The 12,763-nt window shown below is 62.0% G+C and carries 13 protein-coding genes; 1 reads left to right on the forward strand and 12 read right to left on the reverse strand.

What is annotated here, in order from left to right; translation table 11 throughout:
- Window positions 1-55 precede the first annotated feature (55 nt).
- The 10 genes from B058_RS0104730 to htpX form a co-directional block, all read right to left on the reverse strand.
- Complete coding sequence (locus tag B058_RS0104730; RefSeq protein ID WP_026240643.1) at window positions 56-1,228, reverse strand: DesA family fatty acid desaturase; 1,173 nt, start codon at window positions 1,226-1,228, stop codon at window positions 56-58.
- 61 nt (window positions 1,229-1,289) lie between these two features.
- Window positions 1,290-2,579, reverse strand: coding sequence for a mechanosensitive ion channel family protein (locus B058_RS0104735; RefSeq protein ID WP_018507335.1), 1,290 nt, complete (start codon window positions 2,577-2,579; stop codon window positions 1,290-1,292).
- A gap of 85 nt (window positions 2,580-2,664) precedes the next feature.
- A complete protein-coding gene (locus B058_RS0104740; protein ID WP_040723298.1) occupies window positions 2,665-3,876 on the reverse strand; it encodes an OmpP1/FadL family transporter in 1,212 nt (403 codons plus the stop codon).
- A 29-nt stretch (window positions 3,877-3,905) separates the two neighbouring features.
- Window positions 3,906-5,720 carry an AMP-dependent synthetase/ligase gene (locus B058_RS0104745; RefSeq protein ID WP_018507337.1) on the reverse strand — a complete coding sequence of 605 codons (1,815 nt, stop codon included), beginning with the start codon at window positions 5,718-5,720 and terminating at the stop codon, window positions 3,906-3,908.
- Window positions 5,721-5,780: 60 nt separating this feature from the next.
- The gene (locus B058_RS0104750) at window positions 5,781-7,028 is read right to left on the reverse strand and encodes an RsmB/NOP family class I SAM-dependent RNA methyltransferase (protein ID WP_051082042.1); all 1,248 of its coding nucleotides are present in this window, start codon (window positions 7,026-7,028) and stop codon (window positions 5,781-5,783) included.
- Window positions 7,029-7,079: 51 nt separating this feature from the next.
- On the reverse strand, window positions 7,080-7,382 hold the full coding sequence (locus B058_RS0104755; protein ID WP_018507339.1) for a hypothetical protein: 303 nt from the start codon (window positions 7,380-7,382) through the stop codon (window positions 7,080-7,082).
- Window positions 7,379-7,807 carry a phosphate-starvation-inducible protein PsiE gene (locus tag B058_RS0104760; RefSeq protein ID WP_018507340.1) on the reverse strand — a complete coding sequence of 143 codons (429 nt, stop codon included), beginning with the start codon at window positions 7,805-7,807 and terminating at the stop codon, window positions 7,379-7,381. The genes B058_RS0104755 and B058_RS0104760 overlap by 4 nt, the downstream gene beginning before the upstream one ends.
- Window positions 7,808-7,846: 39 nt before the next feature.
- Window positions 7,847-8,863 carry an AI-2E family transporter gene (locus B058_RS0104765; RefSeq protein WP_018507341.1) on the reverse strand — a complete coding sequence of 339 codons (1,017 nt, stop codon included), beginning with the start codon at window positions 8,861-8,863 and terminating at the stop codon, window positions 7,847-7,849.
- A gap of 141 nt (window positions 8,864-9,004) precedes the next feature.
- Window positions 9,005-9,973: a TerC family protein gene (locus B058_RS0104770; RefSeq protein WP_018507342.1), complete on the reverse strand. Its 969-nt coding sequence runs from the start codon at window positions 9,971-9,973 to the stop codon at window positions 9,005-9,007.
- A gap of 25 nt (window positions 9,974-9,998) precedes the next feature.
- Window positions 9,999-10,874 carry a protease HtpX gene (gene htpX / locus B058_RS0104775; RefSeq protein ID WP_026240646.1) on the reverse strand — a complete coding sequence of 292 codons (876 nt, stop codon included), beginning with the start codon at window positions 10,872-10,874 and terminating at the stop codon, window positions 9,999-10,001.
- 139 nt (window positions 10,875-11,013) lie between these two features.
- Here htpX and nhaR point away from each other — a divergent pair, with 139 nt between their 5' ends.
- Window positions 11,014-11,916: a transcriptional activator NhaR gene (nhaR, locus tag B058_RS0104780; protein WP_018507344.1), complete on the forward strand. Its 903-nt coding sequence runs from the start codon at window positions 11,014-11,016 to the stop codon at window positions 11,914-11,916.
- Here the strand turns inward: nhaR and B058_RS16455 are convergent.
- Together B058_RS16455 and B058_RS0104790 are read right to left on the reverse strand one after the other, a co-directional pair.
- Window positions 11,913-12,347, reverse strand: coding sequence for a putative toxin-antitoxin system toxin component, PIN family (locus B058_RS16455; RefSeq protein WP_040723301.1), 435 nt, complete (start codon window positions 12,345-12,347; stop codon window positions 11,913-11,915). The two genes, nhaR and B058_RS16455, sit on opposite strands and share 4 nt — an antisense overlap.
- Window positions 12,340-12,711 (reverse strand): thioredoxin family protein, encoded by a 372-nt coding sequence (locus B058_RS0104790; RefSeq protein WP_018507346.1) that lies wholly within the window; start codon window positions 12,709-12,711, stop codon window positions 12,340-12,342. Before B058_RS0104790 ends, B058_RS16455 begins: the two co-directional genes overlap by 8 nt.
- Between the last annotated feature and the right edge of the window lie 52 nt (window positions 12,712-12,763).

Raw genomic sequence — 12,763 nt, forward strand, 5'->3', positions numbered from 1 at the left:
CGGCGGGTTTTTTATTGGCGACCGACGGGATGGCCCGCAGGCCACCCGTTCGGCATCAGGCATAACAGCGCAGGCGTACCGAGAAATCCTTCAGCGACTGGATGCCGCTTTCTTCGGCGCGTTTGCACCAAGCCTGCAATTGGTCGAGCAGCTGCTCGCGGCTGGCGGTGGAACGACCCCAGATGGCGGCGAGTTCCTGGCGCATGCGGTAGACCGTTTGCAGGCGTTCGCTCTTGCCCAACAGCGTGTCGAGTTCGGCCTTGTCGGATGCAGCCAGTTCGGCCGGCTCCTTGTGCAGCCAGCGGCGGAAGCTGTCGAAGTTCCAGTTCTGCGGCAGATTCGCGCCGGCCTTCAGCTTGGCGATCTCGGCCTTGCTGTCCGCGCGCACGCTTTTCACGAAGCGTGTCATCACGTCGTAGCGATGGGTGATGACGGCCTGCAGGGTGTCCAGGTCGCACAGCGGCTTGGCCGGCAGCCATTTCACCGTCGGCGCCACCTTGCGGATGGTGGCGAGGCCCACATAGGACATCAGCTTGATGTAGAGCCAGCCGATGTCGAACTCGTACCATTTGTTCGACAACCGCGCCGACGTGCCGTAGGCGTGATGGTTGTTGTGCAATTCCTCGCCGCCGATCAGGATGCCCCACGGCACGATGTTGGTGCTGGCATCCTCGCTGGCGAAGTTGCGGTAGCCCCAGTAGTGGCCGATGCCGTTGATGATGCCGGCGGCGGTGATCGGGATCCATGCCATTTGCACGGCCCAGATGGTCAGGCCGAGGGGACCGAAGAGCGCGAGGTTGATGGCCATCATCGACCAGATGCCTGCGGCCGAATGGCGGCTGTAGACATTGCGCTCCATCCAGTCGTCGGGCGTGCCATGGCCGTATTTTTCAAGCGTCTCGGCCACCTTGGCTTCGGCGCGATACAACTCGGAGCCTTCCCAGAAGACTTTCTTGATGCCGCGCGTCTGCGGGCTGTGGGGATCATCGGGTGTTTCGCACTTGGCGTGGTGCTTGCGGTGGATGGCGACCCATTCCTTGGTGACCATGCCGGTGGTCATCCACAACCAGAAGCGGAAGAAGTGGCTGACGATGGGGTGCAGATCGACGGCGCGGTGCGCCTGCGAGCGGTGCAGAAAAATGGTGACAGCGGCGATGGTGATGTGCGTCAGGCCGAGCGCGACCAGCACATATCCCCACCAGGGTAAATCCAACAAGCCTAATTGCATGGTTCAGAGTTCCAAAAAAGGACAATAGCATCCTGTAATTTACGGACAAACCCCATAAAAATCAAGGATTATTATCAATAGGAGAGGGGGAAGCCATATGAACAACGCGTTGCGGAAAGGGGATCTCGATGCCGGCAGCCTTGAAACGTCGCCAGATCGCCCAGTTGATGTCCGAACGCAGATTGTTCTGTCCCTCGCTGGGGTCGCGTATCCATACAGCCAGTTCCAGAAGAATGCCATTATCGGCAAACTCTTTCAGAAACACCCTGGGCGGGCTGTCCGGCTCATCGTGCACCACCCGGATATGACTGTTCGCCGCCTCCAGCATCAAGGCCTCGGCCTGCTCCAGATCGGTATCGTAGGATACTTGGATCGGCAATGCGATCCGCACGTTGGGTTTGGACAGCGAATGGTTGACGACCGTCTGGGTGATCAGCGTTTCGTTGGGGACGATGGTTTCGGTGCCATCGAGCGCCCGCAACAGCGTATAGCGCGTATTGATCTGGCTGACCTGGCCATATTTGTTGTCGACCGTCACCAGATCGCCGATGCGTACCGAACGGTCAAGCAGGATGATGAATCCGGAAATGTAATTGCTGGCGACTTTCTGCAAACCGAAGCCGATCCCCACGCCAAGCGCCCCGCCAAACACCGACAGCACCGTGAGATCGATCCCTACTGCCGGCAAGGCCACCAGCACGGCCAGAATCAGCAGCACGGTACGCGCAGCTTTCGACAAGGCCATGCGCAACGACAGATTCATCTGCGTGATGCCCATCAGGCGGTTCTCGACGAGACGCGCCAGCGTCAGCGCAATGATGAGCGCCGCTACGATGACCGCCGCAGCCTGGAACAGCAGCCACAGCGAGAAGCGATGGTCGCCCGACTGGAACGAGAGCGCCTCCATGGCCGCATGGATGCGCGGCAGCAGGCCGGTGATATGCAGTGCGAACGCGCTCCAGATCAGCCAGGCGGCCGTACGCTCCCACAGCTTGAGCGATTCGCGCGGCTTGAGCGCATAACGCAACGCATAGATCACCAGCCGCACGCCCGCCAGAGCCAGCAACAGCGGCACGGCCAGGTTCAGCAGGTGGGTATTGGCCAGCCAGTGATGGGCCAGGTCGCGCCCGAGCAGCAACACCAGCAGCATGAAGAGCGGAAACCCCACCCTGCGTAAGCCGGCGTGCCAGACAGTATTGGTTTTCGCGAGAAAGGGGGCGATCAAGCGCATCACACCCCAAGCCACGAGGGCGCACGCCGCCAGCACGCCCACCTGCCACAGCAGATCGACGTTCTTGCTGTCGTCGATCAGGCGTGTCAGAAGGTTGTCAAAGGGGACGGGCTGATTCAAAGGTGTCGTACGGGAACAAGGTGAACCGGATTATAGCGGCCTGCGCGCGCCCCCAAGCAGACGCCCATACGGACGCAGTCTCCGCTTAGAAGTTGTGGGTAAACTGCGCCGACAGGATGTCGACGGCGCCTTCGTAGGTTCCGCTGAGCGTCACGCCGCTTTCCGTCTTGTTGATGCGCGTATCCCGGATGAAGAGGTGGGCGTATCCGAAGTCGAGCGTGCTCCGGTCAGACACGTGATACTGCCCGCCGAACGCGATCCAGGTGCGGTCGCCGTCAGGAATGCGCGCCGTGCGGTAGGCATCGGACACGGGCGTCTGGTCGTAGGCCACGCCACCGCGCAAGATTACCTTGTCATTGAGGTGGTAATTGGCGCCCAGCGAATAACGGTAGGTATCGTCCCAGTTTTCGGTAGTCAATCCGAGCGTCGAACCATTGTTGCGCACGATGCGCAATTCCTTGAAATCGCTCCAGCCGGTCCAGGTGACGTCGGCCAGCAGATCCCACTGCGTGTTCAGCTTGTGAAACAAGCTCAGGGAAGCCGAATCCGGCAGGGTGAGATCGGCCGTCACCCCACCGTTCGACGCCGCCGCCGCACTGAATGTGGCATCGCCTTCCAGGGTGTGATCGACTTCCGAGCGGTAAGCCAGACCAATCCGGGTCGCCTCGCCCGGTTGCCACAGCACGCCCAGATTAAATCCCCAGCCATAGTCGTCACCGCGGACTTTGACCGTGCCCGGCGCACCAGCGAAGTTAGTCAGCGTCGCCTCCGCATACTGGATGCTCAGCCCGGCGCCCAACGACAGCGACTCGCTCGCCTTCCAGGCAATCGAGGGATTGAGGTTGACCGTCTTGAGTTCGGACTTGATCGCCTCGGTACGCCCTTTCCAGGTGCTGTCATATTCGGTCTTCAGGCCGAACGGCGCATTCATCCCGATTCCGAGATGCACATCCGGCGTCAGGCGAAAGGCGAAGTAGGCATTGGGCACGAAGGCAAGATCGCCAGCATCGCCGCCATTGCCGCCCCCGATCGCAGGGCTGACGGTTCCGTTGAACCTGGCCTGCGGCTTGATGAGATGACCGGCCAACACAAGCTGCCGGTCGGGCAGCAGCGTCATACCCGCCGGATTGAAAAATATCGTGCTGGCATCCTGCGCACTGGCGGCCTGGCCGGCATAGGCATTGCCGAGGCCGCTGGCGTTCTGTTCGACCAAGGCAAAGCCGGCCGCCTGGCTCAGGTCGGCGAATCCGGCCAGTGCCAGGCCGAGCATCAGTTGTTTACGAGGAAACGAAGGCATGAAGTATCTCCCTAATCGGTTTTATGTGGTCAGCGTGCGAAATCAGCATACATGGCCTCGACCGCTGCACGGTAACGGTCGAGCACCTGGTTGCGTTTGATTTTGAGGGTGGGGGTCAGGAGGCCGTCCTCCAGCGTCCATGGCTTGAGCTCGGGATGCAGCCGGCGAATCTGGGCATAGCCGGGAAAATGCTTGAGATGGTGCGCCACGCGGTGGGTCAGCGCCTTCATCACCTTGGGATCGCGCAAAGCCCCGGGATGGCGGGGATCGACGTTGAGATGCGCGGCAAATTCCTGCCAATGTTCCTCGTTGAGCACAGTCAGCGCAGCCAGATAGGGTTTGCCTTCGCCAACGACCATCACCTGTTCGAACAGCGGGTCGAGCAGAATGGCGGATTCCATGTCGGTCGGCGGCACCTTCTCGCCGTTGTTGAGCACGATGATGTCCTTGATGCGCCCGGTGATGTGGTAGTGGCCCCATGCATCCATCGTGGCCTGATCGCCGCTATGCAGCCAGCCCTCGCTGTCGATCATGGCACGGGTGGCGGCCTCGTCCTGCCAGTAGCCGCGCATGACGCAGCGGCTGCGTGTGAGCAGCTCGTCATTGTCGCCGATCTTCACCTCAATGCCCGGCAGCGGCGGGCCGATGCTGGACGGAATGTTGGACTCTGGACGGTTGACGCATACCACGGGGCTGGTTTCGGTCAGTCCGTAGCCTTGGATGATCGGCACGCCCAGGCCAACGAACGTGCGCGCGATCTCCGGCGAGAGTGCGGCCCCCCCCGAAATCGCCAACCGTAGCCGGCCACCCAACTTTTCCGTGACATTGCCCGCTACCCGTCTGTCGAGCACCGGCCACAGCAACTGTTCCGGGCTCCATCGCGCACGTCCCTGACTGCACTCGAAGCGGCGCCAACCGACCCGCACCGCCAGCCTGAACACCAGCCTGGCCAGGATCCCCTTCTTCTCCAGGCTGTCCTGGATGCGCCCATACACGCGCTCGTAGATACGCGGCACCGAAATCAGCACGGTAGGGCGAATGGCCAGCAGATCCTGTGCCAGTTGGGCGATGGAGCGCGCATAGACGACTTCTGCACCGACGAGCATCGGCAGATAGTAGCCGCCAGTGCGCTCCAGCGTGTGCGACATGGGCAGAAAGGACAGAAACACCTCGTGCGGGTCGAAATCGGCGCACTGCGAGGCATAGAACGCGTTCCACAACAGATTGTCGTGCGTCAGCATCACGCCCTTGGGGCGCCCCGTGGTGCCCGAGGTGTAGACAATGCTGACCAGCAGGTCGGGGGTAAGATGACGTTCGGGCACCGGGGTGCCCGCTGCGGCAGCCAGCCAGTCGGCCGCCACCACGAAACGCGTGCTCCAGTCCACCAGGCCGCCTTCCGGCGCAGTCAGGCTGACGATGTGCTGCAGGGTCGTGGCCGACCCGGCGATTTCGGCCAGTTTCTTGTGCTGGAACTTGCCTTCGACCAGCAGCAGCCTGGTGCCGGAATGATTGAGGATGTAGGCGGCGCTCTCCGGGCGGTCATCGAGATACAAAGGCACCGTGACCAGGCCCAGCGCCAGTGCGGCCTGGTCGAAAATCACCCATTCGACGCTGTTTCTCAGCATCACTGCTACGCGGTCGCCGGGAACCAGCCCCTCTTTCGTCAGCGCAGCCTGCCAGCGCGCCACCTCGGCCGCCACCTGCACCCAGGTGAAGCTTACCCAGGCATTGCGCACCTCGTCGAACTGGCGGTAGGCCACCTGATCCGGCGTTGCCGCGACGCGCGCACGGAACAGGCCGCACAAGGTGCCAAGCGTATCGGGATGGAAGGGCAAATCTGCCATGTCAGCTTATTCGAACGGCCGGGGGGAACGCCGCATTGATAACTGCAAAGCCCGGGTGGGTCAAGCAGTGGCCTTGGTCAGAACGGCAGCGAAGAAACCGTCTGTTCCGTGCACGGCAGGCGACAGCTTCAGCATGGCGCCCGTATCGAGATCGATCTTGTTCTGCGCCAGCAGTTCATTGACCGGCAACAGGACAAATCCGCCTTCCGCCAGCAGCGTCTCGACGATGACCTCGTTTTCCTCCGGCAACAGGCTACACGTGGCATAGACCAACCGGCCCTCCGGTTTCAGCAGCTTCGCCGCTGCGCGCAGGATGGCCGCCTGCTTCCGGGTCAGTTCCACCACACTCTCGGGCGACTGGCGGAATTTCAGATCGGGGTTGCGGCGCAGGGTGCCGAGGCCGGAACACGGTGCGTCGACCAGCACGCGATCGAGCTTGCCTGCCAGCCGTTTCACCCGCGTATCGTTTTCCGACGCGATCAGCTGCGGCATCACGTTGGACAGGCCCGAACGCGCCAGCCGCGGCTTCAGGTTGGCGAGCCGCCTTTCCGCCACGTCGAACGCGTACAAACGGCCGGTCGAGGCCATCATAGCGCCGATCGCGAGCGTCTTGCCGCCTGCACCGGCACAGAAATCGCATACCATCTCGCCGCGCCGCGCCCCTAGCAACAAGGCCAGTAATTGGCTGCCCTCGTCCTGCACTTCCAGGCTGCCGTCGAGAAACAGCGGATGGCGATTGATCGCCGGATGATCCTTGAAGCGGATGCCCCACGGCGAATACGGTGTCGCCTCGACCTTGAAGCCAGCCTCGCGCAACTGAGCCAGTACGGCGTCGCGGCCGGCCTTGTGGGCGTTGACCCGCACGTCGAGCGGCGCCGGCTGCTGCAGGGCACGGCCAAGCGCAAGGATGTCAGCATCATCCATCGTCGCCTGCAGTTTCTCGACTACCCAATCGGGCAACTCCGCATTCATCGCCAGCGGCAAGCCGTCAGTTTTGGCGTTGCGAATGTGATCGATCAATTCGGGCTTGGCGAATTTCTCCAGCGTCGCCCCGCTCATGCCGCGCATCTTGATCAGCCAGGCGATGATCAGCGTGCGCGGATTGGCCGCGGGCACCACCACCGACAGATAGCGATAGCGCCGCAATACGCCGAATACGGCTTCGGCCACGAACGCACGGTCATGCGAGCCGAGTTTCTTGTGCTCGCGAAAAAACGCCGACAATACGGCATCGGCCGGGCGATTGAAATCCAGCACCAGATCGAGCGCCTGGGTGGCAAGTTGCAACAACGGGGGGGTCAGTTCCATCAGGGGGGCGGCAGGCAGGTTGGCAGGCGGCAGGATCATTCCCGCCGGGGTTTACTCGTCTTCGCCGAGCTCGGGATCCCAGCCCATTTCACGCGCGCGTTCCGTGGCCATCTTGTACAGGGTGGTGTGGCGCTCACGCAGATCGGGCGGCAGGCGGCTGGGCAGATTGCCGTACTTGTCCCACTCGGCCTCGATTTTTTCCGTCAAGGCCTGCATTTGCCCCAGTTGCCAGCCGGCGCAATCCTCGCTCTCGGGGATGAAGCCGAACAGCCAGCCGTCGAGCACGACGCGCGCCAGCATGGTGACGCCGTGCTTGTCGTTGTAGAAGCCGGCATAGGTCATTTTGGTATTCATGGTTGCGACTCTCTGTCCTTTGGATTTTCGTCATACGGGAAACGGATATGACCATAACGAATCACCAGCACGGAAACGGCCAGCAACAGCATCGCAGCAGTCACGCCGAGCATCCGCCATGCATCGAGGCTTTTCATGTCGAGCACGAGATAACGTGCCAGCGCCACAATGGCGATGTAAATGGGAAAGCGCACCGGCAGCTGGCCGGAACGGAAATACACCCCCACCATGGCGAGGACTTCCAGATACAGGAACAGCAGCAGCAGGTCGCCCAGCGCCACCGTTCGGGCCGCGATCATGGCATTGACCTCGAACACGCCAGCGACCAGCGTGGCAAGCGTGATGACGATGAGGCCGATGGCCTCGAACACACCCAGCACGTTGAGTGCCAGACGCGCGAATAACCGGTCTTTGGCGGGATTCATGGGCGTTACGATCAAGTGACTGGCAAGGATACCTCAACCTCAATCCGGACGCGCATGTCCCAGCCATTCACGCCAGATCCCGACCGTTACCGCAAGCAGCACAGGGCCCAGGAACAGCCCGATCAAGCCGAAGGCATGAAGTCCGCCCAACACGCCCAGAAAGACCAGCAGGAACGGGATCTGCGTCGGGCCACTGATGACGAGCGGACGGATCAGATTGTCGATCCAGCTCACCACCAGCGCCCCCCACAGGAACAGGCCCAGCGCCGCACCGGTCTCGCCGTTGGCCAGGAGGGTCAGGGACAGCCCGATCCAGACCACCGGGCCGACGAAAGGAATCAGCGACACCAGGGCGGTGATCACCCCCCACAGCGCGGGCGCGGCGAGCCCCGCCACCCAGTAACCGAGGCCGGCAAGCGTACCCTGTGCCAGCGCTGTCAGCACGATACCAAACACCACGGCCCGCACGGTCACGCCGACCGCCTGGATGTAGCCGCGCGCCGCCTCGCCCAGCCAGCGCGTGGCCACGCCGCGAAACTGCGCCAGCACGCTGACGCCGTGTCGGTACAGGAAGAACAGCGCGAACACCGCCAGACCGAATTTCGCCACATTGCGGCCGACACCGCCTACCAGGGATCTCAACGCGACCGAATTGGTCAGGCCCAGCGCATCAAACTGCGCATGTACCCATGCCGGATCGGCCTGGACGCGCTGGTACTGCTCGACCAGCCACGTCCCGCCCGGCCAGCTTCGCACCCCGGCGGGCAAGGGCGGAAGCCCATGAACGGCGAACTGCTTGAGCGTCGCCGAGGCCGCCACCACATCGGCCGCCACCGTGAACATCACCCACACCAGCGGCAGCAGCAGGGCCGCCGTCACCCCCAGTGTCATCAGCAGCGCGGCGAGATTGTCGCGTCCGGGCATCCGGCGGCATACCCACTGATGGAGCGGCCAGGTCACGTACGCGAGGATCCCCGCCCAGGCCAGGGCAGCGAGAAAAGGCGACAACACCCAGATCGTCAGCCCGAATATGGCGACCAGGAATGCAAATCCCACGATCCGTCGAGCCAGGGGAGAATCGGTATAAGTCGGCATAGTTGCCCTTTAGCCTTGATACCTTCAAGGGTACTTCAGTGCGCTCCGGAACCAGGGGTCAAAACAGGCAACGAAGGCATGCTGCACGTTCGTTGCCCGGCTTCAGCCCGGGGCAGTTGGTTTTCGCGTCACCCATAGGCTGGCAAACATGAAGCTGGCGATGATGAGGCCCACGATGCCGAGCGACAGGGCCACCGGGATTTTATAGACATCGACGATCAGCATCTTGGTCCCCACGAACACCAGCACCATGGCCAAACCATATTTAAGCAGATGGAAGCGGTCCGCCATGCCGGCCAGCATGAAATACATCGCTCGCAATCCCAGGATAGCGAAGATGTTGGAAGTGAACACGATGAAAGGGTCGGTGGTGATGGCAAATATCGCCGGGATCGAATCGACCGCGAAAATCACGTCGGAAATCTCGATCATGACGAGCACGAGGAACAGCGGGGTGAACAGCCGCACCCCGTTTTCGCGCACCCAGAATTTCTCGCCGCGATAGTCCGCCGTCAACCGCACGTGCCGCTTGATCCAGTTGAGCAGCGGGTTGCCGGCCAGATCCGGCTCGACCTCGGCGAACATCAGCATCTTGATGCCGGTGACGACGAGGAAGGCACCGAACACATAGAGGATCCAGTGGAACTCCTGCACCAGCCAGGCACCCGCCAGGATCATCACGGCGCGCATCACGATCGCGCCGATCACGCCGTAGATCAGCACGCGCCTCTGGTATTCCGCCGGCACCGCGAAGAAGCCGAAGATCATCAGGAAGACGAAGATGTTATCGACCGCGAGCGATTTCTCGATCAGATAGCCGGTCAGGAACTCCATCGCCTTGGCATCGGCCACTACGCTGCCGTGCACGCCCTTGAGATACCACCACAGACCAAGATTGAACAGCATGGCGAGCGAGACCCACACGAACGACCAGGCCGCCGCCTCTCTGAAACCGACCTTGTGCGCCTTGTTGCCGCCGACCAGAAACAGATCGACGGCCAGCATCGCCAGCACGAAACCGACAAACGCTGCCCACATCCAGGGTTCACCGATCGTCAGCGCAGTATCCATGATTTGTCCTCAGGCCCCAGGAGCTTTACTGCACCGCTCGCAATGCGGCGATACGCTCTTCCAACGGCGGATGGGTCATGAACAGGCGCTTCCAGCCCTGAGGGCTGCCGCCGGCGATACCGAAGGCCGCCATCTTGTCGGGCAGCGGGTGCGGATGCAGTCCGTTGAGGCGTTCCAGGGCTGCGATCATGGCACCACGCCCGGCCAGGCTGGCGCCGCCACGGTCGGCACGGAATTCGCGCTGGCGCGAGAACCACATGACGATGATCGACGCGAGGATGCCGAGCACCAGTTCGGCCACGATCATGGTGACGAAGAATGCAGGGCCATGGCCTTCCTCGTTCTTGAACACGACGCGGTCGACCGTATGGCCGATCACGCGCGACAGGAACATCACAAAGGTGTTGACCACGCCCTGGATCAGCGCCAGCGTCACCATGTCGCCGTTTGCGACGTGCGCAATCTCATGCCCCAGCACCGCCTCGGCTTCTTCGCGCGTCATCTGCTGCAGCAGGCCGGAGGACACGGCAACCAGCGAGCTGTTCCGGGTCATGCCGGTGGCGAAGGCGTTGACGTCGGGTGCATCGTAGATGCCGACTTCCGGCATCTTGATCCCTGCGTCCGTCGAATATTTGCGGATGGTTTCCATGAGCCAGAACTCGGTCGAGTTCGACGGCGTTTCGATCACTCGCACGCCCATCGATTTCTTCGCCATCCACTTGGAGATCGCCAACGAGATGAACGAACCGCCGAAGCCCATCACGGCGGCAAAGATCAGCAGCGAACCCAGGTTCAGCCCGTTTGCGGTGAGATAGGGTTCGACACCCAGGATGCGCATGGTGAACGACAGCACCAGCACGATCGCCAGGTTGGTGGCGAGGAATAAGACAATACGCTTCATGATGTTCTCCATTAATCCCTGCCCGGTCGGACTGAGGGCCATTGCATGACACACAAGTAGAGAATATAGATAGAAGATGAACAATAAAATTCGATTTTTATAATGATATCGTTCGCTTTTATCGAACTATTTCGACGCCATGCTCAATTACAAGCATCTGTACTATTTCCGTACTGTCGCCAACGCAGGCGCGCTCAACCGGGCCGCCGAGAAGCTGCATCTGACACCGCAGACATTGTCCGGACAGATCAGCGCCTTCGAGGAACGCCTGGGCGTGGCGCTGTTCCGGCGCAGCGGACGGCGGCTGGAACTGACCGATGCCGGACGCACCGCGCTGGTCTACGCGGATGACATTTTCCAGGTCGGCGCCGAACTGGAAGACGCCCTGCAAAACCGTCTCGCACCTCGCGCTCATCCGTTCCGGGTGGGCATCGCAGACGCCGTTCCCAAGGTGATCGCCTACCAGTTGCTGGCCCCTGCGCTGGCACTGGCCGAGCCGGTCAAGCTGGTGTGCCGCGAAGACCGGCTGGAACAACTAGCCGCCGAACTGTCCATCCACCGGCTCGACATGGTGCTGGCCGACCGCCCTCTTCCCGCCACGATGGATATCAAGGGCTACAGCCATCCACTGGGCGAATGCGGCATCGCCTTTGTGGCCGCACGGAGCATAGGCAATGTATTGGAACAGGCGTTTCCGGCTAACCTGCACGGCCTGCCGCTTCTGATCCCGGGCGAAGACAGTGCACTGCGCGTGCCGCTATTGCGCTGGCTCGAGCGCAAGGGCATCCAACCCACCATCGTCGGCGAATTCGGCGACAGCGCACTGATGAGCGCCTTCGGCCAGGCGGGGGCCGGCGTATTCCCGGTCCCGCTCACGACGGTTCAGGACGTGATGCGGCAATACGACGTAAGCGAGCTGGGACGGACGCATGAGATACGCGAACGTTTTTTTGCCATTTCGGTGGAGCGGCGGCTGAGTCATCCAGCCGTACTGGCGGTCAGCGAAGCGGCGCGACAGCGGTTCCGGCCGCAGGGCGATTAAGCGGATACATCCCTCAGCCAACGTACCGCTTCCTCCGGGAGCATGATCCGAAAACGCGACGCACAGCGGCGACGCAAACGAAGCACCGCGCGATCCTTGCTGACCAGTCCCTGCGCATGGGCCGTGGCGGCCAACTCGATGAACTTCTGGTCGTCGGGATCACGACAACGCGGCAGGTCTGCGACGACAGTCGCCGGCTCCAACACGGCCAGCGCTTGATAGCGCGCGCACAGCGCCACCTGACGCGCCGAATCCAGTCCAAACGCCGGATACGCCAGTACGCGCCGCCACTCGTCGAGCGTCGCGCTCGTCACCACGCAGCGTACGCGCCCCGCTTCCAGCGCATGCAGCAGGGGACGCGCCACCGCATCGCCATAATGCAACAGATCGAGCACCACATTGGTGTCGAGCACAATGCGTATGTCACTCAATATCGGTGTGCTCGGCGATGAATTCGCGCACCCAGTGCTCGGGATGGGCACTGGAGAAACGCCCGACGATCTCGCCCTTGACGAACAGCAGGACGGTGGGGAAACCGCGCAAGGCATAGCGTCCGGCAAGCTTCATGTTGGCGCCTTCGTCGACTTCGACCTTGGCCATGTGGATCTTGCCGGCGTGGTGCGCGACGACACGCTCGAGCACGGGTGTCAGCGCACGGCAAGGCGGGCACCAGTCGGCCCAGAAATCGACCAGGATGGGAAGTGTATGCGAGGCTTCGATCACGTCGTGATCGAAATGCTCCAGATGGGTATCGAAAATCAGGCCCGGGCCGGGGGCAGGAGTGGAATCGTTCATGGTGATTGCAGTCGAGATGTCTGATCCCTATTTTGCCTCAAGGGCGCATGAT

The organism is Thiobacillus thioparus DSM 505 (assembly GCF_000373385.1).
GTDB classification, from domain to species: Bacteria; Pseudomonadota; Gammaproteobacteria; order Burkholderiales; family Thiobacillaceae; genus Thiobacillus; species Thiobacillus thioparus.